A 24732-nucleotide genomic window follows, 5' to 3' on the forward strand; every position below is an offset into this window, starting at 1 on the left:
CGTTGAGACGGGGAGCGGATTCCGCGCGCCGAATCCGCTCCCCTCCCATCGGCTTATGCGAAACAGGGCTGCGAACGTCAAGATATTGTTCGGTTTTTGCCCGGCTTTCGCCCAAAAGCCCCGGCTTTCGCCCAAAAGCAATGGCGGCAACACGCTCGCAAGTGCCGCCACCCGATCAGATCGATTGAAATCGGCTGGCGGTTGTCAGCCTTTGCGCAGGTCGCAGTCCAGCCTGACGGCGAAGATCAGCACCGCCAGCATGGTCAAGTAGAACATGAAAGGCTTCTGCTGGCCGTTGCAGACGTTGGACTGCCACACTCGTCGAGAGCCTGATCAGGCAGGCAGAACTTGCAGATAGACAGCGCTCATGCAGCTCTGCAAATATCGGCGGGGCAGCCCCTCTTCAGGGTGGAGTTGGAGATGACGCGATGAAGTTCAAGGCGATCATTCACGAAGCCGAAGAAGGTGGCTACTGGGCCGAAGTGCCGGCAATTCCCGGCTGCGCGACCCAGGGTGAAACCTTGGACGAACTTGTCGAGAACTTGCGTGAAGCAATCGAAGGCTGCCTCTCGGTAGAGCCGCTATCTTTCACTTCAGAACCCGGCCGGGTCATGGAAATCGCTGTTTGAAGTCCATTTCCGGCAAGGAGCTTGCGCGTGCCATCGAGTGGCAAGGACGAAGGCTTTTGCGTGTTGCCGGCAGTCATCACATCTACGGCAAGGAAGGCAGCATCGTGCGCCTTTCGATCCCGATTCACGGCGACAGGCCGCTCAAAACAGGACTCTTGCGACATCTCTTGGCGCTGGCCGAGATGAGCGAAAGCGATATCTGAATTTTTCTAATTACGCCGTCTCCTGCCCCATGCGGCGTGCGGTGTAGCGCTCGATCGCCGACAGCCCGTCATAGATCAGCACGGCAAGCGCGGCGACGATCAGCCCGCCCTGCAGGACGAAGGCGAGATTGTTGGACAACAGACCGGCGATGATCACCTCGCCGAGCGTCCTGGCCGCCACGGTCGAGCCGATCGTCGCAGTGGCGAGGCTGATGACCACCGAAAGCCGGATACCGCCGAGAATGATCGGCGCGCTGAGCGGCAGCTCGACCTTGACCAGCCTTTGCCAGCCGGTCATGCCGCCGCCGCGCGCCGCCTCGACCACATTGGCCGGCAGCGTCGTCAGCCCGGTCAGCGCGTTCTCGAAGATCGGCAGCAGGCCGTAGAGAAACAGCGCGATCAGTGTCGGCTTCTCGCCAAAGCCGACGGCCGGCACGGCCAGCGCCAGCACCGCCACCGGCGGGAAGGTCTGGCCGATATTGACCAGGCTGCGCGACAGCGGCAGGAATTCGACGCCGGCCGGCCGGGTGACCAGGATGGCGAGCGCCACGGCAACGATGGTTGCCGCCACCGTCGCGATCAGCACGGTCCGCAGGTGCAGCAGCATCAGCGTCAACAGGCTGCCCTGGTTGTAGATTGCCGGCGCGTTGCTCTCGGTCAGCGGCTTCAGCAGCGGCTCGAACCAACCCGGATTGGTCACGAACGCACTGAGCAGCACCACCAGGGCAAGCCTGAGCAGTGACGGAAGCCAGGCTTTTACACCGGCCTCTTTCATGCCGGCCTCGCCGCGCGTTTCACCAGCCCATCCACAGTCACGCGGCCGAGCGGCTTGCCATCCGCGCCTGTCACCGGCAACGCCGGGCGTCCCGACCACAACAGTTCGGCCAGCGCATCGCGCTGGCTGGCGTCGGCGGGGATCGCCTCGCCTTCGGCGGTGCCCGTCTCCACGGCGTCGCGCACCCGGCCGAGCGACAGCAGCCTGAACGGTTTTTCGCTGGCGCCGACCAGGGTCTCGACGAAGGCGCTGGCCGGCTTCGCCAGGATCTCGGCGGGCCTGGCATATTGCACCAGCTTGCCGGCATCCATCACTGCGATCTTGTCGCCCATATGCACCGCCTCCTCCATGTCATGGGTGACGAGGATGATGGTGGTGCCGAAGCGCTTCTGGATCGCCCGAAGGTCCTCCTGCGCCTTGTTGCGGATGATCGGGTCGAGCGCGCCGAACGGCTCGTCCATCAACAGCACATTCGGCGCCGCGGCAAGCGCCCTGGCGACGCCGACGCGCTGCTGCTGGCCGCCGGAGAGTTCGTGCGGATAGCGTGGCCCGAACGCCTGGGGATCGAGCTGGTAGAGCGTCATCAACTCATCGACACGGCGCTTGATGCGGGCGGCGTCCCAGCCGAGCAGCACCGGCACGGTGGCGATGTTCTGTGCCACGGTGCGATGCGGAAACAGCCCATGGCCCTGAATGGCGTAACCAATGCTGCGGCGCAGCTCGTAGCCGGGCAGCGAGCGGTTGTCGGCGCCGTCGAGCCTGATCACGCCGGCGGTCGGCTCGACCAGCCGGTTGATCATGCGCAGCAGCGTCGTCTTGCCGGAGCCGGAGGTGCCGACGATGACGGCGATGGTGCGCGGCTCGATCACCATCGACACGTCGTCGACGACGATCGTCGCGTCATAGCGCTTGCTAATGCCTTCGATCTCGATCATGCCGGTTGTGCCTCGCGTCGCCTGGTGGAGGTCATTTCGATCAGTGCGTCGAGGATGATGGCGGCAGCAAAGGCCATAGCCACCGTCGGAACGGCGCCGAGCAGCACCAGGTCCATCGCCGTCTGGCCAACGCCCTGGAACACGAACACGCCGAAACCGCCGCCGCCGATCAGCGCGGCAATGGTGGCAAGGCCGATGTTCTGGACCAGCACGATGCGGATGCCGGTGAGGATCACCGGGAAGGCCAGTGGAAATTCGACGCCGAACAGGCGCTGGCGCTCGGTCATGCCCATGCCGCGTGCGGCATCGTTGGCGGCGCGCGGCACGCCGGCAAGACCGACCACGGAGTTGGCCACAACCGGCAGTAGCGAATAGAGGAACAGGGCGACGAAGGCGGGCGCGGTGCCGATGCCGCGAATGCCGAGGGAGGCCGCGCCGGGCACATGCGTGGCGACCCAGCCGAGCGGCGCGATCAACAGGCCGAACAGCGCGATCGAGGGAATGGTCTGGATGATGTTCAGCACGTTGAGCACGCCGGCCCGCAATTTTTCGACGCGGTGGCAGAGGATGCCAAGCGGCAAGCCTGCTATCACCGCCGCCGCCAGCGAGCCCAGCGCCAGCGTCACATGCTTGGAGCCTTCGGCCCAAAAACTGTCGGCACGGTTGGCGTATTCCTTGAGAATCGACAGACTGTTCCAGCTGCCCGAGACCAGCAGCAGGCCGATCGCCGCTGCCGCGACGACGAGCACGCCGACCCGCGCCGATGGCGACAGGTTCAGCCTCGTCAGCCCATCGGCGAGCAACAGCGTAAAGGCGAAGATGAGCAGCCAGAAACCCGAATCCGGCGAGATGCGGGCAAAGCTGTTGCCCTCAGGCGTCAGGAAGCTGCCGGCGACGCCGATCAGCAGCGCCAGTGCGGCAAGCGCGACCACGCTGGCGGCCAGGCGCGGTACCAGCGGCGTTTTCAGCAAGGCGACGACCGCCGCAACGACGACGACTGCAAGCAGCAGCGGCCCCAACGTCGGCGGCAGCGCTTCAAGAATCGAGCGCGCCTCGCCCGGCACGATGCGATTGGCGCGCAAGGTGGCAAAGGGCGCCGCGAAGGCGGCATAGGCAACGATCGCGGCGATGACCACGCCGAGCTTGTCGAAGCGGGTGGTCATGGCGCGCCTCGCACCGGCGTCATTTTCAAACGGGCTGACTACTTCAAAAACCCGTTCTTCTTCAAAAAGTCTTCGGCGACGCCTTTGACCGGCTCGCCGCCGACCTGAACGCGGCCGTTCAGTTCCTGCAGGGTGACGAGGTCGAGCTTGGCGAAGACCGGCTTCAGCAGCGTCTCGATTTCGGGATGCTCCTTCAGCACCGCCTCGCGGATGATCGGCGCCGGCTGGTAGACCGGCTGCACGTCCTTGTCGTCTTCGAGCACGACCAGGCCGGACGGCGCGATGCCGCCGTCGGTGCCGTAGACCATGGCGGCGTTGGCGCCGTTGGTCTGGTTCGCCGCGGCGGCGATGGTCGCCGCCGTATCGCCGCCGGAGAGCGTGATCAGCTGGTCCGGCTTAAGCGTGAAGCCATAGGTGGTCTGGAAAGCCGGCAGCGCGGCAGCCGAATTGACGAATTCGGCCGAGGCCGCCAGCACCACCTGGCCGCCGCCGGAGACATATTTGCCGAAGTCGGACAGCGTCGCCAGCTTGTTGGTCTCGGCGACATCCTTGCGCAGCGCAATCGCCCAGGTGTCGTTGGCCGGCGACGGCGACAGCCAGACGATCTTGTTGGCGTCGTAGTCGAGCTTCTTGGCCGTTTCATAGCCCTTGGCGGCATCCTTCCACACCGGATCGTCGGCCTTTTCGAAGAAGAAGGCGGCATTGCCGGTGTATTCCGGATAGATGTCGATCTCGCCGGCGGTGATCGCCTTGCGCACCACAGGGGTGCCGCCGAGTTGGATGCGGTCGGTGGTCTGGATGTTGTTGGCGTTCAGCACCAGCTGGATGATGTTGCCGAGCACGCCGCCTTCGGTGTCGATCTTCGACGACACGACCACCTGAGCGCTCGCCGAGGCTGCGGTGATGCCGAGCGCCAGTGCCGCGCCGGCCAGAACCTTGACTGAAAACATTTCACAAATCCCTTGCTGAGAACCGGACTGCGGCTGCCGCATATGAGCATGGCTTCAATGCCCCGTCGGGGCACACGGTTTCATAAGAAGGGGGATGGGGGCAATAATTTTGTTCGGATGCGGGTGAATCCGCTGCTGTCCGATCCCGACAGCGTCATGTCACTACAGCGCGTCGCGTCCGTTTGGACGCGCAAAGGACGCTGTGGCACTATTGATATGCGCATGATCCTTTCCGAACCTTCGGTTCGGGGTCATGAGCTGGTCGGCCGTGCGGTCATCTTCAGCACGCCCAGCGCCACGAAGCACAGCACCGTCACCGGGAAGATGATCCAGTTCAGCATCTCCCAGCCCCAGGCGTTGTAGACCGCGCCCGACATCAGCGAGGCGAAGGCGACGGAGCCGAACAGGACGAAGTCGTGAAAACCCTGGACCTTGGCCTTTTCCGATGGGCGGTAGCTGTCGGCGACCATGGCGGTGGCGCCGATGAAGCCGAAATTCCAGCCAAGGCCGAGCAGGATCAGCGCCGTCCAGAACTGCCACAGCGCCAGGCCCGACAGCGCCACCACGGCGCAGCCGATCAGCAGCACAAGGCCGGTTGCGACAATCCGTTCGGCGCCAAAGCGATAGATCAGCGAGCCGGTGAAGAAGCTCGGCGCGAACATCGCCATGACATGCCAGGAAATGCCGAGCGTGGCGTCGTCCGTCGACAGGCCGCAGCCGACCATGGCGAGCGGCGCGCCGGTCATGACGAAGCTCATCAGCGCGTAGCTGCCGACGGCGCAAAACAGCGCCGCAACGAAACGCGGCCTGGTGACGATCTCGGCGAGCGGCCGCGCGTCGCTGTCGGCGATTTCCGCTTTGCCCGTCGCCTTGGCCGGGATGCGCAGCAACGACAGGATGGCGGCGCCGACCGCCGCCAGCACCAGGATGGAGGCAAACGAGCCGGCAAACATCACCGGCGCAAACAATTCGCGGGTGAAGATGACGATCTGCGGCCCGAGAATGGCGGTGACGATGCCGCCGGCCAGCACGAAGGAGATGGCGCGCGCCTTGAATTCAGCCGGTGCGTTGTCGGCGGCGGCGAAGCGGAATTGCTGGACGAAGGCACCGCCGATGCCGATCACCAGCAGGCCGAAGGCGAACAGCCAGAAGCTGGCGTAAAATAGCGCCAGCGTGGCGACCAGACCGCCGAGCGCAGTGACGATCGTCCCGGTCATGAAGCCGTCGCGCTGGCCGAGCCGGCGGATGATGGCTGCGGCCGGCAGGGCGCCGAGCGCCACGCCGACGTTGAAGCCGGTGATCGGCGCCGTCGCCAGCGACTTGTCGGAGCCGAGCAGATAATATCCGGCCAATCCACCCACGGAAATGGCGATAGGTGCGGCCGAGCCGATGATCGCCTGCGAAGCGGCAAGGATGAGCGCCGTGCGGCGCGCTTCCCTGCCGGCCTCGGCGATAGCGACGGCCGTCATGAAGCGTCCTTGCCACGCCCTTCGCCGCGCACCCGGCGCGACACGCGATCGAGCACTGCGTTGACCAGCTTCGGCTCGTCTTCTTCGTAAAACGCCTTGGCGATATCGACATATTCCGAGACGATGACAGCCACCGGCACGTCCTCGCGCTTCATCAGTTCGTAGACGCCGGCGCGCAATATGGCGCGCAGCGTCGAATCGAGCCTGGACAACGGCCAGTCCTCGGTCAGCGCCTGGCGGATGATCGGGTCGATGGTCTTCTGGTTCTCGACGACGCCGGCGAGGATGGCGCGAAACCATTGCGCGTCGGCCTCGCGATAGAGCGCGCCGTCGACTTCCTTGCCGAGCCTGAACGCCTCATATTCGGCGGTGATCTCGAAGACGCCGCTGCCGGCCACATCCATCTGGTAGAGCGCCTGCACGGCGGCCAGACGGGCTGCACCGCGCTTGTTGGCGTGGCGCACCGCGGGCTGGCCGGGCGATGCGGGCTCGCTCACGATCGCTCTCCCAACTGTTGCTTGAGGGCAATCATGGTCAGCGCCGCACGCGCGGCAAAGCCACCCTTGTCGCCTTCCGAACGCCTGGCCCGCGTCCAGGCCTGCTCGTCATTTTCGGTGGTCAGGATGCCGTTGCCGATGCAGACCGCTTCCTGGACGGACAGGTCCATCAGGGCACGGCTCGATTCATTTGCGACGATGTCGAAATGATAGGTGTCGCCGCGCACGATGGTGCCGAGGGCGACAAAGCCGTCATAGCTCGACCCGCCTTCGGCGGCGCCGTCGAGGGCGAAGGAAATCACTGCGGGAATTTCGAGCGAGCCCGGAACGGTGACGACGTCGTATGTCGCGCCCGCTTCCTCGAGCGCGCTTGTCGCGCCTTCGAGCAGCGCGTCGGCAAGGTCGTCATGGAAGCGTGCCTCGATGACAAGAAGGTGGGCCTTCTTCTTCGGGCGAATGAACGCTTTGCCGTGTTGGGATGTGCCAGCCATAGATGTCTCCGGGATCGCCGGTGACTTAGGCCGAAGCCGGTTTGATCGCAAGCAGAAGATTGGTGGAGATGTGGACGTGCCTGATTATTGGTTTCCTCCGAAGCCGGCGCTGCCCCTCATTGCCCTGCCGGGCATTTCTCCCCGTAAACGGGGCGAAAGAGGCTGGCCGCATCGCCGGCGCCCTTCTTGCAACGCTGGTGATTGGCTAAACCATCGATGAAATCGCCCCTCGCCCCGTTTACGGGGAGAGGTCGCCGGCAGGCGGGTGAGGGGCAACGCCAAACGGAACAAGGCGCCAATCAGATCCGAGGTGCTCGTCCTGTTCGGACAACCGTATGAATCCACGCCGCTCTCCGGCAGACCATCAAAGCCCCTCTTTCGCGGCCTCGGCCAGGCGGGCCGCGTAGCGGGCCATGGTGTCGATCTCCAGATTGACGCGGTCGCCGACCTGGCGTTCGCCCCAGGTGGTCACGGTCAGCGAGTGATGGATCAAGAGCACGTCGAAGCGCGTGCCGTCGACCTTGTTGACGGTAAGCGAGGTGCCGTCGAGCGCGACCGAGCCCTTGGGTGCGATGAATTTGGCCAGGTCGCGCGGCGCTTCCAGCGTAAAGCGCACGGCATCGCCCTCCTCCTTGCGCGCAACGATCTCGGCCATGCCGTCGACATGGCCTGAAACGATGTGGCCACCGAGTTCGTCGCCGATCTTCAGCGGCCGCTCCAGATTGATCCTGGTGCCGGATTTCCAGCCCATGGCCGTCGTCAGCCTGAGTGCCTCTTCCCAGGCCTCGACCTCGAACCAGCGCGCGTTGGCGCCGCTTTCCGGCAGCGCCGTCACCGTCAGGCAGACGCCGCCGCAGGAAATCGAGGCCCCAATGGCGATCGTCTGCGGGTCATAGGCGGTGTCGATGCGCAAGCCGACGCCCTCTCTCAGCGGCTTGACGGCAGCGACGGTGCCGACATCGGTGACAATCCCGGTAAACATCAGATCCTGTCTTCTTGGTTGGCCATGATCTTTTCCGAAAACCGGTTCCCACTTTTCGGGATCATGTCTTTCAGTTTGACCATGTTCTTGTCCAAATATCGGTTCCCACTTTTTGGGATCATGGTCTTATCCACTCGGCGTAGCTGTCTTCGCCGAAACGCATGTCGCGCAATTTGCGAAATCCTGCCGGGATATGATCGGCGTCGATGGGCGATGCAATGCCGCTCCTGCCGATCGGCTCCTGCCCCTGGAACAGCACGATGCGGTCGACCAGCCCTTCGGCGAGGAAGGCCTTGGCCACCTTGGCGCCGCCCTCGACCAGCACGCTCGCCATGCCGAGTGCGGCCAGATCCTCGAGCAACTCCGGCAGCGCAATATCGCCTTCATACGTCTCAGTGCCGATGAAGCGCACGCCGGCGCGTTCGAGCGCGGCGCGCCGCTGCGGGTCGGCTTCGGCACAGGCGGCGACGTAAAGCGGAACCCGGTCGACGCCGGCTATCAGTTTCGACGTCTCCGGCAGCCTGATCTGGCGGTCGAGCACAATGCGCGCCGGCGAGCGGTTCTCCAGCCCCGGCAACCGCACCGTCAGCGCCGGATCGTCCTCCAGCGCCGTGCCGATGCCGATCAGTACGCCGTCGGCTTCGGCGCGCATCAGATAGACTTCCCGCCGGGCGATGTCGCCGGTGATCGAGACCTGCCCCGCGCCTTCCACGCCGATCTTGCCGTCGCTGGAAAGCGCAAGTTTCAGGATCACTTCCGGACGTTTTTTCAGAGATCGAATGAGATAGCCGGCCATCTGCTCGGCGGCTTCTGCCACGAGCACCTTTTCGACCACCTCGACACCGGCGACACGCAGGATCGCGTAGCCGTTGCCGGACACGCGTGGATCGGGGTCGCTCGCAGCTCCAACCACCCGCGCGACGCCGGCATTGACCAATGCGCTGGCGCAAGGCGGGGTGCGGCCATGGTGGGCGCAGGGCTCCAGTGTGACATAGGCGGTGGCGCCGCGTGCGAGTTCGCCGGCCTCGGCCAGCGCCTCGGTCTCGGCATGCGGCCGGCCGCCGACAGCGGTGACGCCGGTGCCGACGATCATCGGCCCGGCCCCGTCGTCGCGCACGATCAGCGTGCCGACGGAAGGGTTGGTCGAGGTCCGCCCGGCGTTTTTCCGCGACAGCCTCAGTGCCGCCGCCATGAAGCGGCGATCAAGAACCTCTTGCTCGGCTTGGCTGCGCCTTGCCATGCTCAGCCGGCGTCCTCTTCCTTGAGCTCGTCACCTTTAAGCTCACCCAGCACGTCGTGAAAATCCTTGGCCTCGCGGAAATTGCGATAGACCGAGGCAAAGCGCACATAGGCGACGTCGTCGAGCGACTTCAGCGCCTCCATGACCAGGCGGCCGACCTCGCCCGAGGCGACCTCGGTCTCGCCGGAGCTTTCGAGCTGGCGCACGATGCCGGTCACCGCGCGGTCGATGCGCTCCGGATCGACATTGCGCTTGCGCACCGCGATCTCGACCGAGCGCAGCAGCTTGTCGCGGTCGAACGGCACCTTGCGTCCGGACTTCTTCACCACAACGAGGTCGCGCAACTGCACCCGTTCGAAGGTGGTGAAGCGGCCGCCGCAATCGGGGCAGACGCGCCGCCTGCGGATCGCCGCGCCGTCTTCGGCGGGGCGCGAATCCTTCACCTGCGTATCTTCGGACTGGCAGTAGGGACAGCGCATGGGCAGCCTTGTGTTCGCGATTCTCGTGGAGCGAAGGCTTAGAGGTTTTTGCCGCGATGGCAAAGTATCGGGTCGCGCCTCAGAGATAGCGAGGTGCGGGGAAAATTGCCAGCATCAACGGCAATACTGGCCGATTACGGCGCGACGTCAGCAGTCGGGAACCCACATGACACGCCGAGGCTGCGATAGGCCTTGGTGAAGCCGTCCATCGATACGGTCGCGACCGGCGTGTCGGCGAATATGACGTCGAGCGCGCTGGCGCGGCGCATGGCACGCAGCAGCGCCAGGCTGATCTCGGGCTTGTTGTTCAACATCCATTTTCCGCTGGCACCGGCCATGGCATCGACGGTCGCCTTAACCTTGCCGTTGCCATCGCCGAACACCGCCGGAATGTTCTCGCCAGTCGGCAAGTCCTTGTTCTTCATGGCGATGACGAGGGTCGGATAGCCATTGGGCGGCAGTGCATCACCGTTCGAGATGGCAAGTGTGAGCGTGCCGCTGGTACCGCTCGCGTCGAGAAAGGCGGTCGAGGCGACGCAGGTCTTGCGCAGATCCTCACCGGTATCGATCTCGTCCACGGTGGTGGACCAGTTGCCGAAGGTTTCGGTCTTCGGTGCGGCCGGGGTGGGCGCAGACTGTGCCAGGGCGGCGGACGGCAAGGTGGTCAATGTGACCAGCACGCCAAGCGCGCCCAAGCCAGCGACACCGAAAATCTGCATCATCGTCAAGGCTCCTGTCCGGACTCCGTCCCCGCTGAAAAAGTGCTTCTCGTCCGCCGATAAGGGACGACACTTTGCGTGAGCTCAACCGAGATAGGGATAGAGCGGAAAACGATCCGTCAATGCGGCCACCTTCGCCTTCACCGCGGCTTCGACGGCTGCATTGCCCTCATCGGAATTCGCGGCCTTGAGCCCGTCCAGCACCTCGGCGATCAGCTTGCCGATCTCGCGGAACTCAGCCTGGCCGAAACCGCGCGTGGTGCCGGCCGGCGTGCCGAGGCGCACGCCCGAGGTGACGAACGGCTTTTCGGGATCGAAAGGGATGCCGTTCTTGTTGCAGGTGATGTTGGCGCGGCCAAGCGCTGCCTCGGCACGCTTGCCGGTGGCGTTCTTCGGCCTGAGGTCAACCAGCATCAGATGGTTGTCGGTGCCACCGGAGACGATGTCGAGGCCGGTTTCCTGCAGGCTGGAGGCCAGCGCCTTGGCATTGGCGGCAACGCCCTCGGCATAGATCTTGAAGCTTGGCTTCAGCGCTTCGCCGAAGGCCACCGCCTTGGCGGCGATGACATGCATCAGCGGACCACCCTGCAGGCCTGGAAACACCGCCGAGTTCATCTTCTTGGCGATGTCCTCGTCATTGCACAGGATCATGCCGCCGCGCGGGCCACGCAGCGACTTGTGCGTGGTGGTGGTGACCACATGGGCGTATGGCAGCGGCGACGGATGCACGCCGCCGGCGACCAGGCCGGCGATGTGGGCCATGTCGACCATCAGATAGGCGCCGATCGAGTCGGCGATCTCGCGAAAACGCTTCCAGTCCCAAACGCGCGAATAGGCAGTGCCGCCGGCCAGGATCAGCTTCGGCCTGGTCTCGTGGGCGGTCTTCTCGATCGCGTCCATGTCGAGCAGGTGATCGTCCCTGCGCACGCCGTAGGAAACGACCTTGAACCATTTGCCGCTCATGTTGACCGGCGAACCGTGCGTCAGGTGGCCACCGGAATTGAGGTCGAGCCCCATGAAGGTGTCGCCGGGCTGCAGCAGCGCCAAAAACACCGCCTGGTTCATCTGGCTGCCGGAATTCGGCTGGACATTGGCGAAGTTGCAGCCGAACAGCTTTTTGGCGCGTTCGATGGCCAGTTCCTCGGCCACGTCGACGAACTGGCAGCCGCCATAGTAGCGCTTGCCGGGATAGCCTTCGGCGTATTTGTTGGTCATGACCGACCCCTGCGCTTCCAGCACGGCGCGGGAGACGATGTTTTCCGAAGCGATCAGCTCGATCTCGTGGCGCTGGCGGCCGAGTTCGTTGCGGATCGCGCCGAAAATCTCCGGATCGGCATCGGCAAGCGTGGTTTCGAAGAAGGATTCGAATTTGTTCGACACTGCCGCTGCTGTTGCCATGCTTGAGATCCTTGTCGTCCGGGGGGTCTGCCGCGCCATTAACACAGTTGCTTTCGCCCCGCCACGTTTGCGGCGCGAAATTTGCTGGTCGGATTGCGGCAGCGAGGCGAAGAGCCACCTATTTCCTCGCCTGCCGGCCGTTCAGCCGGCTACCACCCCGGCCAAACGGTGCTTGCGCACCACACGCGATGCCTGGCGCACCGTCAAAAAAGGGCCGCCCTCAGAGGCGGCCTCTTCAGCTAAAAATCAGTGGCTTAGAGCGCAGAGGTGATCTGCAGCTCGTTGGCTCCGTCGAGCCCGTAGATGTCGTCGCGGAACTGCACGACGCCAGGCCCCGTCGACCAGGCCGAGATGTAGAGGAAAAAGACCGGCACCGGATTGGTGACCTGCACCGGGATGTTCTCGCCGCTCTTGATCGACGCCTCGAAATGCTGGCGGCTCCAGCCCGGCGTGTCGCGCAGGATCCAGGTGACGAGGTCGCGCACGTTCTGGACGCGCACGCAGCCTGAGGAATCGAAGCGCATCATTTTGCCGAACAGGCTCTGCTGCGGCGTGTCGTGCATGTAGACGCCGTCCGGACTCGGGAAATTGATCTTGACCGAGGCCATCGCATTGCCGGCGCCCGGATCCTGGCGAAAGCGGTATTTCTCCGCGTCGTCGGTCGACCAGTCGACGGTCAGTGGATCGACCTCGCTGCCATCCGGTGCGAACAGCCGGATCTTGCTGTCCTTGAGATAGTTAGGGTCCTTCCGCATCAGCGGAATGATGTCCTTGCGCACGATCGAGACCGGCGCGTTCCAGTAAGGATTGACGATGATCTCGTTGATCTTGGAATCGACGATCGGCGTCTGGCGATCGATCTTGCCGACAACGGCGGTGTGGCGCAGCACGACGCGGTCGTTCTCGACCGCTTCGATCTGGGCGCCAGGGATATCGACCAATACATAGCGGTTGCCCAGCGTACCGGCGCGTTCGTTCAGCCGCTGCAGATTGGTCTGCAGCTGGCCAAGCCGGACCTGCGCCGAGACATTCATCGCCGCATAGCTATATTGGCCCAGGGTCCCGTCGGAAGGCAGGCCATGACGCGCCTGGAAGCGCTTGACCGCCGCATCGACATAGGAATCGAAGGCCTCTGAAAGGCCGGCGCTCTGCGCCAGGTCACCCGAAATCATCAAGCGCCTGCGCAATGGCACCACGTCGGGATCGATGACGCCGAGTTGCAACTTCTTGGTGTCCGGGACCCGCTCCCAGCCGCCCTGCGCGACAATGTTCTGATACTGCGCGATCGCCTGCTCGGTGTACGCAACGGTCTGCAGGCTGACGATCGGCAGCGTCGAGGCCACCTTGCCGCCCTCGCTGGCGCGGGCGTCGAACTGGTCGTTCCAGTTGCCGCGGCCCGAGGATTTCAGGATGTCCGCGATCACGTCCTGCGCGCTGGCGCCACCGGCAACCATCGTCGCGGCCAACGCGGAGGCTCCGGAAAGGAAGAAACGGCGACTGGTTCTCATGTACGCTCCAGATAGTCCTGTAACAGTTTTTTCACCGGGCGATCCGCCCGCATGCTAGGCCCGGCCCACTCTAAGGTTGGCGCCCTTAACAATTAGCCAACCATGCCCCAATCGCTTCTGTGCGAGAACGCGCCGGGCGCGATGCGCCTTCACTGAGGCGGTTGGCGGGGAGACGGATTGGCTCGCGCCGCAACATCACCCGCGTTCTCGCTTCCACCGGGAATATGGCGGCAACGTGACCCTGACCGCGATTTGGATCGGCTGGCCTCACGAAACGCAAAGACCGATGCTTTTCGGCACCGGTCTTTTGGATCGCTCCCCCGACCGCCCCCGTGGCGCGGTTGCATGCGATGGACATGCTTTACATGCGATAGGCGATGGTGTCGTTCCAGAAGCGGTCGAGGCGCTGCAAGGCGCGGTTCATCTGCTTGAATTCTTCCGTGTTGATGCCGCCGACCTGCTCGATCGAGCCGACATGGCGCTCGTAGAGGCCGGCGACGACTTCCGCCACCTCACTGCCCTTCGGCGTCAGCGAGACCCGCACCGAACGGCGGTCGATGCGCGAGCGCTGGTGGTTGATGAAGCCGAGATCGACCAGCTTCTTCAGATTGTAGGAGACGTTCGAGCCGAGATAATAGCCGCGCGAGCGCAGCTCGCCGGCGGTCAGCTCCGAATTGCCGATGTTGAAGAGCAGCAGCGCCTGGATGGCGTTGATATCGGAACGGCCGTTGCGGTCGAACTCGTCCTTGATCACGTCAAGCAGGCGGCGGTGCAGCCGTTCCACCAGCTGCAGCGATTCCATGTACAGCGAACGGATCGCCTCGCGGCGGTCATCGGATACGTTGGCGGTCTTCGCCGCCGGACGGGAATTGATCATTGTCTTTGCCTCTCGTTTGTCGCCTGGTGATTTTTTGTTTTTCACCTTGATCGCGACACTATCGAATACTCATAAAATTCGACTTAAACGCTAGGGCTAACAAGAGCTTACCGGTAATAGGTTTCGAAAGAGGCTTAACGAAGGGTCACCCCAACAAGGATGATTAACCTAAAGATTTAGCCAATGATTGCGGACGGTAATTTGCCCCGTCCAACCGCAGGCGTGGGCTATTCTTGTAGAGCATCGGTCCGATGCTCTATTGCCGGCTCCGGCGCTTCTGCATCCAGATCACCACGCGAAAGACGATGTAGAGCAGCGCCACCGCCGCATGCGAGGCGAGGATCAGCGGCCGGTGACCGAAGAGTTCGGGAAAGCCGGCATGCATGACGGTCTCGGTCGCCGCGCAGATGAACCAGATCACCGGCCCCCAGGAGGCCAGCATCCACAGACCGGCGGCGGCGAAGGGAAAGAAGACGGCGAGCGTCACCGCCGCCACCTGCCAATGCACCGGCATCAGGTCGAAGCGCCACAACGAGCCGGGATAGAAGCCGATCAGCCGGATCCAGTACAAAATCCCGAACAACAGACAGTAGGCTGAGATGACGCGCTGAAACCAGGCGAAGATGACCTCGACCGTCGAGGGCTGGAGCACGACGCGTCTCGACGTGACCTCGCTCACAGCTTGAGTTCCCGTTCGCCGAGCGGAGCGAAATAGGCATCGACGTCGGCAGCACTGACGTCGTCGATGCCTGGCGGCCGCCATTGCGGCGACGAGCCCTTGTCGATGATGGCGGCGCGGATGCCTTCGTAGAAATCGTGGCCGGCAAGCATGCGGTTGAGGATGCGGAACTCCATCCGCATGCACTCGTCCATCGACAGCGTCAGCCCGGCGCTGATCTCGCGCCAGGCAACATGCAGGCTGGTCGGCGAGCGGGTGCGGATCGTCGCCAGCGTCTTTGCCGCGAACGCGTCTGCGGGTGCGGCGCGCTCCAGGCTGCCGATGATGTCGCTCAGCGACGGCTGCGCGAAATGGCGGGCGATGGCTTCCAGTGTCGGACTGTCCGTTTCGCGCCGGGCCGGGACGGAAAAGCCGCGCAGCGCCGCTTCAGGGTCGCCTGTCGCAACCAGCCGGTCGAGAAAGCCGGCCTGGTCCTGCGCCTTGATCGTGTTCGTCGCCAGGCCCGACCACAAAGCGTCGCCATAGCGGATGCGGATTCCGGTCAGGGCCAGATACATGCCGAAGCTGCCACCGAGGCTCGGCAACAGATGACTGGCGCCGACATCCGGGAAAAAGCCGATGCCGACTTCCGGCATGGCGAACTGGGCGTTCTCGGTCAGCAGCCGATGCGAGCCGTGGAACGAGATGCCGACGCCGCCGCCCATGACGATGCCGTCGATCAGCGCGACATAGGGTTTTTCGAACCGCGCGATGCGGGCGTTCAGCCGGTATTCGTCGGCGAAGAAATCGACCGGCGGCTTTCCCACCCGGCCGGCCTCGTAGATGTGGAGGATGTCGCCGCCGGCCGAAAACGCCCTGCCCTCGGCCTTGACGACGACAACATCGACGCCGTCGTCGCGCTCCCAGGCGCGCAGCGCCTTGTCGAGCGCCTTGACCATGCGATGGGTGACGGCATTGAGCGCCTGCGGCCGCGTCAGCGTGACGACGCCGACGCTGCCCAGTCGTTCGAAGCGGATCTCGTTGCCGCCGCCAAAATCCATCGCCTAAAGAATCCCTCGCCCAATGCCGCCGGGACTGATGTGCTAAAGCGTGGCGCATGGCTGCGTCAATGCCAAGCCGCAATCCTGTCCGGCAACAACGGTCAGGAACTCGTATACCGGTATCCAGCTTGTGCCTGGCACTATCGTGCCGCATTGGTAAGCGGCGGAGGCTCGTGTTAAAAGCCGCCAATCCGGAGTTTGGCGATGAACAGATTCACCCCAGCAAAGCCTGCCGGCGCGCGCAGCGTCGACGAGATCACCGGCAGTCGCCGTTTGCGCCGCATGCGCAAGGCCGACTGGTCGCGCCGCCTCGTGCAGGAGAACCGGCTCTGCGTCGACGATCTGATCTGGCCGATCTTCGTCGTCGATGGGAACAATATCCGCGAACCGATCGCCGCCATGCCTGGTGTCTTCCGCCTGTCGCTCGACCTTGCCGTCAAGGAGGCCGAGCGCGCGGCAAAGCTCGGCATTCCGGCGATCGCCACCTTCCCCAATGTCGAGCTCGGCCTGCGCGACCAGACCGGCTCGCACATCCTCGATCCGGAAAACGTCATCAACCGCGCCACGCGCGCCATCAAGCGCGCAGTGCCCGAGATCGGCATCATCACCGATGCGGCGCTCGATCCCTTCACCTCGCACGGCCATGACGGCATCCTGCGCGACGGCATCATCGTCAACGACCAGACCGTGGAGCAGGTCACGGCGGCTGCCGTCATCCAGGCTTCGGCCGGCGCCGACATCATTGCCCCTTCCGACATGATGGATGGCCGTATCGGCGCCATCCGCGATGGGCTCGACGCCAATGGTTTTCAGGATGTGGCGATCATGTCCTACGCGACGAAATTCGCCTCCGCCTTCTACGGGCCCTATCGCGAGGCGGTCGGCACTGCCGGCCTGCTCAAGGGCGACAAGAAGACCTACTATCTCGACCACGCCAATTCCGACGAGGCCGTGCGCGAGGCCGAGCAGGACCTCGCCGAGGGCGCCGACATGCTGATGGTCAAGCCCGGCCTGCCCTATCTCGACATCATCCGCAGGCTGAAGGACGAATTCCGCATGCCGACCTTCGCCTATCAGGTGTCGGGCGAGTATTCGATGATCAAGGCGGCCGCCGCCAATGGCTGGATCGACGGCGACAAGGCAATGCTGGAATCGCTGCTCGCCTTCAAGCGCGCCGGCTGCGACGGCATTCTCACCTATTTCGCGCCTGAAGTGGCGGCGATGCTTAAGGGGTAGGCACTCGCATCGTTTTGGAATTTTGCTGCAATCCGATAGAATCGGCTCATGAGCAGGAACGAGGTCCTCGAACGGTTGCAGAGAAACGCAGATGCCAGCAAAGGCATGGGCGCGACTTCGCTGTATCTGTTCGGGTCGGCAGCGCGGGACGATGCGCAGCGGGACAGCGATCTTGATCTGTTCATCGACTATGATCCGGCGCGGCGCTTTTCTCTGATCGACATGGTCGGGATCAAGCAATTTCTGGAAGAGAAGATGTCAACGGAAATCGACATCACCACGCGTGACAGCCTTCATCCTATGTTGAAGGCCGAGATCGAACAATCGGCCGTGCGCGTATTCTGATGGCAGTCCGCCGGATCGAGCCTATCCTAGCCGAGATGATCATAGCGGCGCTCCGCTCCGCCTAGCTGTCGAGCGCATACTCGAGGCGTCGCGGCGCATGTAGCTGCTGTTGCAACCACCCCTCTTTGCGGTGACCCTGATGCGAGCCAAACGAGCCGCTTATGCTCCGCGGCGAAATACCGCTTGTAAAATGCAATCAGTCTGGCTAAAAACAACTGCTTGCATTTCACAACTGGATTAGAGTGAGGTCCTCATGTCAAAGCTTCGCGTCAACGCTTTCACCGTATCTATCGACGGCTTCGGCGCCGGTCCTGACCAGGACCTGAAAGAGCCGCTGGGCGTCGGCGGGGAAGCCCTGCACACATGGATGTTCGGCACCCGAACCTTCCGCAACATGTCCGGCGAAGATGACGGGACCACGGATACCGACAACGCGTTCGTAACGCGCAGCTTCGAAAACGTCGGCGCGTGGATCATGGGCCGCAACATGTTCGGACCGGTCCGCGGGCCTTGGCCCGATGACACCTGGAAGGGCTGGTGGGGAGACAATCCGCCCTACCATGTGCCGGTCTTCGTGCTCACCCACCATCCGCGGGATCCTGTCGTCATGGAGGGCGGCACGACCTTCCATTTCGTGACCGACGGCATTCACTCGGCGCTGGAAAAGGCGAAAGCCGCGGCTGACGGCAAGGATGTCCGGCTCGGCGGCGGTGTCGCCACGATCCGGCAATATCTGGGGGAAAAGCTCATCGACGACATGCATCTGGCGATATCGCCGATGCTGCTCGGCTCAGGCGAGAACCTTTTTGCCGGCATCGACATGGTCAAACTCGGCTACCGCTGCAGCGAGCAGGTGGGCACGCCGAATGCCATGCATGTCACCATCGAGCGCGATTAGGACGTTTCGTCCTGCTCTTTTGGCGAAAGCCTCGGTGCAGGCCCATTTCTCCCCGTCACAATAGGGGAGAAATGCCCGGCGGGGCAATGAGGGGCGGCGCAATCGATCAAAGATTTCGCCGCCGGACAATACGCCCTCTCGCAATATGCATCAGAATAATTTTTGTCCCCATGCAGTGACATTGGGGGGCAAATTGTCGAGGTTGGCGCAGCCCCTCATCCGGCTGCCGGCACCTTCTCCCCGTATAGTGACGGGGAGAAGGGAGCCACGAATCAATACTTCTCCGGAACATACAGCTCGCGCGGCAGCACCTGGCGCTCGTATTCTGGATTGAAGACGCGATCGGGCAGCGTGATCTCTTCGTGCGGCACTTCCTCATAAGGCATCTGCTTGAGGAGATGATCGATGCAGTTCAGCCGCGCCCGCTTCTTGTCGTTGCCCTCGACGATGAACCAGGGGGCTTCGGGAATGTTGGTGCGGGCGAAGGTCTCTTCCTTGGCCTTGGTATACTGTTCCCAGCGCACGCGCGACTGCAGGTCCATCGGCGACAGCTTCCACTGCTTCATCGGATCATGGATGCGCATCTGAAAGCGCATCTGCTGCTCCTCGTCGGTGATGGAGAACCAGTATTTGACCAGGGTGATGCCGGAGCGGACCAGCATGCGCTCGAACTCCGGCACGTCGCGAAAAAACTCCTCGACCTGGTCCGGCTCGGCGAAGCCCATCACACGTTCGACGCCGGAGCGGTTATACCAGGAGCGGTCGAACAGCACGATCTCGCCGCCTGCCGGCAGATGCGGCACGTAGCGCTGAAAATACCATTGCGATTTCTCGCGCTCGGTCGGCGCCGGAAGTGCGACGACGCGGCAGATGCGCGGATTGAGCCGCTGGGTGATGCGCTTGATGACGCCCCCCTTGCCGGCCGAATCGCGGCCCTCGAAAACCACCACCAGCTTCTTCCTGGTGTAAGCCACCCAGGACTGCAGCTTGATCAATTCGGATTGCAGCGTGATCAGGTCGCGAAAATATTGCAGGCGATCCATCGAGGGCGGATGCGCGTTCTTGTAGATCTTGGCGATTTCCAGCGACAGCGCCGGTTCCGACATCTCCAGCTCGTAGTCCTCGTCGAGCGTGTCGGCGAGTTCCGCTTCCAGCCAGTCCCTGGCGGGAGAATTCTGTTTTGCTTCGGTCATGTATGCTGCTCCGCGTGCACGCCCGCGTCGGCCTCGGCCTGCCGGCCGAGATCGGACACCTTGAGCCGACTTGCATATAGGCCGGCAATGACGGTTTTATTGCAGCCGGCCCGCACGCCGGTCGCCCAACTCCGCGAGATGTGATCGATCAGCCTGCCTGGCACGCACGACAAGCGGCTCGAATTGTCCTACAAATGCCAGGTTTCCCCGAGCAACCTTCAAAGCACCCTTTTCAACGCAATCGCGAGGATCTGACATGGAATACCGCACACTCGGCCGTTCCGGGCTGAAGGTTTCGACGCTGACCATGGGCACCATGACTTTTGGCGGCGCTGGCGCATTTTCGGCGGTCGGCAAGACCGATCTCGACGAGGCACGCCGGATGATCGACCTCTGCATCGATGCCGGCATCAATCTCATCGACACCGCCAATGTCTATTCGAACGGGCTTTCGGAAGAGATCATCGGCGAAGCGCTCGGCGGCAAACGCAAGGGCGATGTGCTGATCGCCTCCAAGGCGCGCATGCGGATCGGCGGCGGTCCCAACGATGAGGGCCTGTCGCGCTATCATCTGATCCGCGAGTGCGAGAAGAGCCTGAAGCGCCTCAGGACCGACGTCATCGACATCTATTTCCTGCACGAATGGGACGGCACGACGCCGCTCGAAGAGACCATCGCCGCGCTCGACACGCTCGTCAGCCAGGGCAAGATCCGCTATGTCGGCTGCTCCAACTATTCCGGCTGGCAAGTGATGAAGGCGCTGGGGATCAGCGACCGCCAGCACCAGCCGCGCTTCGTCACCCAGCAGATCCACTACACGCTGGAAGCGCGCGAAGCCGAATATGAACTGCTGCCGATCTCGGTCGACCAGGGGCTTGGCGTGCTGGTATGGAGCCCGCTCGCCGGTGGACTGCTGTCCGGCAAATACCACCGCGACCAGGCCACCGCCCGCCAGATCAGCGGCTGGACCGAACCGCCGATCCGCGACGAGGACCGGCTGTGGCGGATCGTCGACGTGCTTGCCCATATCGGCGAGAACCATGGCGTTTCGGCGGCGCAGGTGGCGCTTGCCTGGCTGCTCGGCCGGCCCGCGGTCAGTTCGCTGGTGATCGGCGGACGGACCGAAGCGCAGTTCAAGGACAATATCGCCGCAGCCAGCCTGGTGCTGACCAGCGATGAGCGCGCACGCCTCGACGCTGTGAGCCGCCCGCCCGTTCTCTACCCCTATTGGCACCAGCAATTCACGGCAAGAGACCGGTTTGGTCCGGCCGATCTGGTTCTTGACCGGGAGGACATCTGACAACGATCCGGATCAGGTCGAAGTCGCCGCGGGCTTAGCCTGAAATAAAACGCCAGACCTCGGGATCAGGCTCGATCTGGCCGCTGAGCACGAAATATTTGTAGAGCACGAGCAAGCAGATCGCCTGCTCGGCCCGCTCGTCGGCGAACTTGCGGCAATAGGCGTTGGCGGCGGCAACGATGCGTTCGGCCTCAGTCGGATGCCGTTCGAGATATTGCACCCGCTCGGCAAGATCCGTGAAATCGGGTTCGAGCGGCACATAGTGAACACCAGCCACGAGTTCGCTTTCGGCGAACCATGTCTCATATGTCGGCGGTGGCATCAGGCAAAGCGAATTCGAACTCATGACCCATTTCAAGTTGGTCGCCACATCGTTGCCTTCGAGCGAAATGATGTAGCGACAGCGCCGCTGCTGGTCGATGCTCAGATAAGGCTTGCGATATTCCGGCGCTGCCGTCGGTTTGGGCGTTCCGACATCGCAAAAGGGCAGATCGCGCGCAACCTCCAGAAGCAAGGTCCTTATCGGGTTGTTGAGCTCGCCGCGCCACACCGCAACCGGAAGCTTGTCCGCGAAGGCTACATCGTCGGCGGGCATGTGGAAGTGGCGGAACTTGTTGAGCTTGAACAGCACCCCGTTGCTGTTGTCGCCGGCGATCGGCCGATCCTTGACGATCGACGGCATCGCAGGCACGTCGACGACGTCGCCGAATTCGAGATCGATGCGCAAGTCGGGATCGAAGTAGCGGGTAAATTCCTTCAGATCGTAGTAATACATGCTCCGGCCTCTCGGTAGCCGGCTGACCGGCACGGCCCCGCCGCTCGGCGCGAAAGCGTCCTGCAATCTGTTGTAGCAGTTGAGACGCGCGCGGACCGATCCGTCCGAAAGCCTGGCCTGATCGAGCAACCCGGCGAGCCTGCGGCGGAACAGCGCCTGCGGTGCGATATCGCGCACGGCATTGCGCGCATAGTAGAATAGCTTCTGTGCGTTTCTTTGAAGGGTGGCCATCGGTCACTTGGTGAAAAATCGGCTTGTGATTTGCCCCCCGGTCCCTCCTACACCATTGTGCCGGCTATCTTGCAAGCCACGGAACCGTGTTCAGCCGGCCTGCCTGGCTGTCCATGGAGCCGATCGCTCTTTGCGGTGTTGTGTTTGTAGCCCAATGCTCCTAGGCAGGGCTAAGAACCTTTGGGATTGTGAAAGGAAGAGATATGGCGCGAGCACCGAATTACGGCCAGGAACGCAAGGAACGCGACCGGCAGAAGGCTGCCAAGAAGGCGGAAAAGCAAGCGGCCAAGGTTGCAGCCAAGGAACGTTCGAAGCCGGAAGACGAGACCACGTCCGAGACCGAAACGGAAACCGCAGAGTAAACTGCAGGGCAATCGCTTCATAGTGACGGCGAGAAGGGAACTGGCCGCAACTTTGGCGCGCTTTCTGCAACGCCGGAGATTGGCGAAACCCTTGGTGCAGGCCGCTTTCTCCCGTCCGGTGAGAAATGCCCGGTCCACCCTCCGCAGCTGCAGCGCAGCTGCTGCCGAGGACGGGCAGGGCAAGAGGGGCAGCGCAAGCTGAAGCGATTGCCCCTTAGTAAAAGCGCACCCGGCCCGCGAGGCGGATCAGATCAGATTTCGCTGCGTCTTCAGACCGGCGCCTTGTCGCTGACGAAAACGTTCACTTCGCGGGCGGCGGCGATGAAGGCACGCCTTGCGATCATTGCCGGTTTGTCGCCGGCCAGCGCATCATGGCAGGCCTGCAGCGCTTCGCGATGCTTTGGACTGCGCTTGCCGGGCCAGTTGTTGAGGAGGTAGTCGGAAGCCTCGCGGGCCGTGCGCAAGAGCTGAGTGGTTCCCGCCGCGCCCTTGACGGTCACGGGTGTTTCAAATCGGTTGTTTTCCATCGCCGCTCTTACGCCATCGCCGCTCACGAAGCGAGTGCGAAAGTGGTTGCCACCGCAATCACCCCGCGACGCTGGCTAATCCCCTGGCAGGCAGGCCGCGCCAGTTCTTGTGCAATGATGCCGTCGAGAGACGGCCGGACAGGACAGACATGCCGCAAGACCCTGCCACCCAAGGCGCCCACAATATCCATTGGCGCCGCAATCTCGCCGTGTGCTTTGCCGGCTCGTTCAGCACGCTTGTCGCCATGACGCTGCTGTTGCCCTTCCTGCCGCTTTACGTCGAGCAGCTGGGCGCCGAGGGCCACGCGGCTGTTGTGCAGTGGTCCGGCATCGCCTATGGCGCGACCTTCTTCGCCGCCGCGCTGGTCGCGCCGCTGTGGGGACGGCTTGGCGACCGCTACGGCCGCAAGCTGATGCTGGTGCGCGCCAGTTTCGGCATGGCCGTCTGCATGTCGCTGACCGGCATGGTGGAGACCGTCTGGCAATTGGTGCTGCTACGTCTGCTGATCGGTTTCGCCGGTGGCTATTCCTCGGGCTCGACCATTCTCGTCGCCATGCAGACGCCGAAGGAGCGGTCGGGCTGGGCGCTCGGCGTGCTGTCGGCCGGCATCACCGGCGGCGCTCTCGTCGGTCCCCTGCTCGGCGGCGCGCTGCCGCCCTTGATCGGCATCCGCGCCACCTTCCTGGTCGCCGGCGGCGTGATTTTCCTGGCGTTCCTGGCAACGACTTTTCTCATCAAGGAGAACCCTCGCCCGGCGACCGGCAAATCGGCAACGACCGAGAAGCCGAAAGGCGGCTGGTCGCAAATCCCGGACAAGCGCCCGATCGTCGCCATGCTGGTGACCGGCATGCTGCTGAGTTTCGCCACCATGTCGATCGAGCCGATCATCGCTGTCTATGTGCAACAGATCATCGAGGACCAAAGCCGGGTCACGCTGATGTCCGGCGTGGTCATGTCGGCGGCGGCACTTGGCGCCATCCTGTCGGCCTCGCGTCTCGGCAAGCTCGCCGACCGCGTCGGCCACTGGAACGTCATCATCGCGGCGCTTGCCGTCTCGGCGCTGCTGCTGATCCCGCAGGCTTTCGTCACGCAGGGCTGGCAGCTCATCGGCCTGCGTTTCCTGATGGGACTGGCGCTTGGCGGCCTCTTGCCCTGCATCACCAGTGTCATCCGCCATAATGTTCCGGACGGCGTCGGCGGCAATGTGCTCGGTCTGTCGATCTCGGCGCAGTATGTCGGACAGGTTGCCGGCCCGCTGCTCGGCGGCTTCGTCGGCGGTCATTTCGGCATGCGCACGGTGTTTCTCGGCACATCCGTGCTGATGGCGGGCGGAGCGGCGTATAACTGGCTGGTCCAGTCGCGCCGCGCGCGCGACATGCTGGTGCAGGCGGGCAAATCCTGACACCGTTTGCGGGCCACTTCACGGAGTCCAAGCCATGAGCACAGCCGACCACCCAGCAAGCGGCATCGGCCGCATCCTCGTTTTCGCCGGCGGCCTGTGCGGCGCGGCCGGTGTGGCGCTTTCTGCCGCGGCGGCACATCTGGGCGGCGCTCTCGTCGGCACGGTCGCGACCTTGCTGCTCATGCATGCACCGGTCTTCCTTGCCGTCGGCCTCGTTGGCGCAAACCGGATCATGCGAACCGCAAGCCTTATTCTTCTCGTCGGGCTTGTCTTGTTCTGCGGCGATCTCCTTGCCCGCGACTTCCTCGGCTCGCGGCTTTTTTCGATGTCGGCGCCGATCGGCGGCACCTTGCTCATCGCCGGCTGGCTGGCCGTTGCGGCCTCGGCGCTGAGGCGCCCGCGCTCCTGAGGCGGCCGGATTCGGCTTC

General features: G+C 63.5%; 28 protein-coding genes. 9 read left to right on the top strand and 19 right to left on the bottom strand.

From position 1 onward, the window contains the following. Positions 1-428 precede the first annotated feature (428 nt). Both AC0L28_RS29830 and AC0L28_RS29835 read left to right on the top strand, forming a co-directional pair. Positions 429-629 (top strand): type II toxin-antitoxin system HicB family antitoxin, encoded by a 201-nt coding sequence (locus AC0L28_RS29830; RefSeq protein ID WP_023798395.1) that lies wholly within the window; start codon positions 429-431, stop codon positions 627-629. Further along, positions 626-832: a type II toxin-antitoxin system HicA family toxin gene (locus AC0L28_RS29835; protein ID WP_473481815.1), complete on the top strand. Its 207-nt coding sequence runs from the start codon at positions 626-628 to the stop codon at positions 830-832. Before AC0L28_RS29830 ends, AC0L28_RS29835 begins: the two co-directional genes overlap by 4 nt. 10 nt (positions 833-842) lie before the next feature. Here AC0L28_RS29835 and AC0L28_RS29840 read toward each other — a convergent pair whose 3' ends face one another. From AC0L28_RS29840 to AC0L28_RS29915, 16 genes are all read right to left on the bottom strand, one after another. Continuing rightward, complete coding sequence (locus AC0L28_RS29840) at positions 843-1607, bottom strand: ABC transporter permease (RefSeq protein WP_473481817.1); 765 nt, start codon at positions 1605-1607, stop codon at positions 843-845. Continuing rightward, complete coding sequence (locus AC0L28_RS29845) at positions 1604-2542, bottom strand: ABC transporter ATP-binding protein (RefSeq protein WP_473481819.1); 939 nt, start codon at positions 2540-2542, stop codon at positions 1604-1606. Before AC0L28_RS29845 ends, AC0L28_RS29840 begins: the two co-directional genes overlap by 4 nt. After that, positions 2539-3705, bottom strand: a complete 1167-nt coding sequence (locus AC0L28_RS29850) for an ABC transporter permease (RefSeq protein WP_473481821.1) — start codon at positions 3703-3705, stop codon at positions 2539-2541. Before AC0L28_RS29850 ends, AC0L28_RS29845 begins: the two co-directional genes overlap by 4 nt. A 38-nt stretch (positions 3706-3743) precedes the next feature. Beyond that, positions 3744-4655 (bottom strand): glycine betaine ABC transporter substrate-binding protein OsmF, encoded by a 912-nt coding sequence (gene osmF / locus AC0L28_RS29855; RefSeq protein WP_473481823.1) that lies wholly within the window; start codon positions 4653-4655, stop codon positions 3744-3746. A 251-nt stretch (positions 4656-4906) separates the two neighbouring features. After that, a complete protein-coding gene (locus tag AC0L28_RS29860) occupies positions 4907-6124 on the bottom strand; it encodes an MFS transporter (protein WP_473481825.1) in 1218 nt (405 codons plus the stop codon). Further along, positions 6121-6621, bottom strand: coding sequence for a transcription antitermination factor NusB (gene nusB / locus AC0L28_RS29865; RefSeq protein WP_023798402.1), 501 nt, complete (start codon positions 6619-6621; stop codon positions 6121-6123). The genes AC0L28_RS29860 and nusB overlap by 4 nt, the downstream gene beginning before the upstream one ends. After that, entirely contained in the window at positions 6618-7112 is a 495-nt protein-coding gene (gene ribH / locus AC0L28_RS29870; protein WP_036263097.1) for a 6,7-dimethyl-8-ribityllumazine synthase, read from the bottom strand. Before ribH ends, nusB begins: the two co-directional genes overlap by 4 nt. A 364-nt stretch (positions 7113-7476) precedes the next feature. Next, positions 7477-8094, bottom strand: coding sequence for a riboflavin synthase (locus AC0L28_RS29875; protein ID WP_091591568.1), 618 nt, complete (start codon positions 8092-8094; stop codon positions 7477-7479). A 118-nt stretch (positions 8095-8212) separates the two neighbouring features. Continuing rightward, on the bottom strand, positions 8213-9334 hold the full coding sequence (gene ribD / locus AC0L28_RS29880; RefSeq protein ID WP_473481828.1) for a bifunctional diaminohydroxyphosphoribosylaminopyrimidine deaminase/5-amino-6-(5-phosphoribosylamino)uracil reductase RibD: 1122 nt from the start codon (positions 9332-9334) through the stop codon (positions 8213-8215). Between the two features lie 2 nt (positions 9335-9336). After that, positions 9337-9813 (bottom strand): transcriptional regulator NrdR, encoded by a 477-nt coding sequence (gene nrdR, locus AC0L28_RS29885; protein WP_023798407.1) that lies wholly within the window; start codon positions 9811-9813, stop codon positions 9337-9339. Between the two features lie 134 nt (positions 9814-9947). Then, entirely contained in the window at positions 9948-10535 is a 588-nt protein-coding gene (locus AC0L28_RS29890) for an invasion associated locus B family protein (protein WP_473481829.1), read from the bottom strand. An 81-nt stretch (positions 10536-10616) separates the two neighbouring features. Beyond that, positions 10617-11930 carry a serine hydroxymethyltransferase gene (glyA, locus tag AC0L28_RS29895; RefSeq protein WP_128246712.1) on the bottom strand — a complete coding sequence of 438 codons (1314 nt, stop codon included), beginning with the start codon at positions 11928-11930 and terminating at the stop codon, positions 10617-10619. Positions 11931-12184: 254 nt separating this feature from the next. Beyond that, on the bottom strand, positions 12185-13438 hold the full coding sequence (locus AC0L28_RS29900) for a L,D-transpeptidase family protein (protein WP_091591574.1): 1254 nt from the start codon (positions 13436-13438) through the stop codon (positions 12185-12187). A 361-nt stretch (positions 13439-13799) separates the two neighbouring features. Further along, complete coding sequence (gene ldtR, locus AC0L28_RS29905; protein WP_027154640.1) at positions 13800-14315, bottom strand: transcriptional regulator LdtR; 516 nt, start codon at positions 14313-14315, stop codon at positions 13800-13802. Between the two features lie 256 nt (positions 14316-14571). Next, positions 14572-14994 carry a DUF6163 family protein gene (locus tag AC0L28_RS29910; protein ID WP_128175993.1) on the bottom strand — a complete coding sequence of 141 codons (423 nt, stop codon included), beginning with the start codon at positions 14992-14994 and terminating at the stop codon, positions 14572-14574. Then, on the bottom strand, positions 14991-16034 hold the full coding sequence (locus AC0L28_RS29915) for an enoyl-CoA hydratase/isomerase family protein (RefSeq protein WP_473481831.1): 1044 nt from the start codon (positions 16032-16034) through the stop codon (positions 14991-14993). The genes AC0L28_RS29910 and AC0L28_RS29915 overlap by 4 nt, the downstream gene beginning before the upstream one ends. A gap of 204 nt (positions 16035-16238) precedes the next feature. Between AC0L28_RS29915 and hemB the strand changes: the two genes are divergently transcribed. The 3 genes from hemB to AC0L28_RS29930 all read left to right on the top strand — a co-directional run bounded on the left by hemB (position 16239) and on the right by AC0L28_RS29930 (position 18513). Continuing rightward, the gene (gene hemB / locus AC0L28_RS29920; RefSeq protein ID WP_473481833.1) at positions 16239-17270 is read left to right on the top strand and encodes a porphobilinogen synthase; all 1032 of its coding nucleotides are present in this window, start codon (positions 16239-16241) and stop codon (positions 17268-17270) included. 48 nt (positions 17271-17318) lie between these two features. Further along, positions 17319-17615, top strand: a complete 297-nt coding sequence (locus AC0L28_RS29925; RefSeq protein ID WP_473481835.1) for a nucleotidyltransferase family protein — start codon at positions 17319-17321, stop codon at positions 17613-17615. Positions 17616-17868: 253 nt separating this feature from the next. Continuing rightward, positions 17869-18513: a dihydrofolate reductase family protein gene (locus AC0L28_RS29930; protein WP_473481837.1), complete on the top strand. Its 645-nt coding sequence runs from the start codon at positions 17869-17871 to the stop codon at positions 18511-18513. A gap of 272 nt (positions 18514-18785) precedes the next feature. On the opposite strand, the gene ppk2 is transcribed toward AC0L28_RS29930, so the two are convergent. After that, entirely contained in the window at positions 18786-19706 is a 921-nt protein-coding gene (gene ppk2 / locus AC0L28_RS29935; protein ID WP_091591586.1) for a polyphosphate kinase 2, read from the bottom strand. Positions 19707-19962: 256 nt separating this feature from the next. Here ppk2 and AC0L28_RS29940 point away from each other — a divergent pair, with 256 nt between their 5' ends. After that, positions 19963-21006, top strand: a complete 1044-nt coding sequence (locus tag AC0L28_RS29940) for an aldo/keto reductase (protein ID WP_473481839.1) — start codon at positions 19963-19965, stop codon at positions 21004-21006. A gap of 34 nt (positions 21007-21040) precedes the next feature. Here AC0L28_RS29940 and AC0L28_RS29945 read toward each other — a convergent pair whose 3' ends face one another. Continuing rightward, entirely contained in the window at positions 21041-22012 is a 972-nt protein-coding gene (locus AC0L28_RS29945; protein WP_128170667.1) for a glycosyl transferase family 90, read from the bottom strand. A 203-nt stretch (positions 22013-22215) separates the two neighbouring features. On the opposite strand from AC0L28_RS29945, the gene AC0L28_RS29950 reads away from it, so the two are divergent. Beyond that, complete coding sequence (locus tag AC0L28_RS29950; protein WP_023798419.1) at positions 22216-22374, top strand: hypothetical protein; 159 nt, start codon at positions 22216-22218, stop codon at positions 22372-22374. A gap of 269 nt (positions 22375-22643) precedes the next feature. Here the strand turns inward: AC0L28_RS29950 and AC0L28_RS29955 are convergent, their stop codons facing one another. Then, the gene (locus AC0L28_RS29955) at positions 22644-22901 is read right to left on the bottom strand and encodes a DUF982 domain-containing protein (protein ID WP_023798420.1); all 258 of its coding nucleotides are present in this window, start codon (positions 22899-22901) and stop codon (positions 22644-22646) included. A 149-nt stretch (positions 22902-23050) separates the two neighbouring features. Between AC0L28_RS29955 and AC0L28_RS29960 the strand changes: the two genes are divergently transcribed. Next, complete coding sequence (locus tag AC0L28_RS29960) at positions 23051-24304, top strand: multidrug efflux MFS transporter (protein ID WP_128176008.1); 1254 nt, start codon at positions 23051-23053, stop codon at positions 24302-24304. Between the two features lie 34 nt (positions 24305-24338). Continuing rightward, a complete protein-coding gene (locus AC0L28_RS29965) occupies positions 24339-24713 on the top strand; it encodes a DUF423 domain-containing protein (protein ID WP_473481842.1) in 375 nt (124 codons plus the stop codon). Positions 24714-24732: the final 19 nt, after the last annotated feature.

This window comes from Mesorhizobium sp. WSM4847, assembly GCF_055811335.1.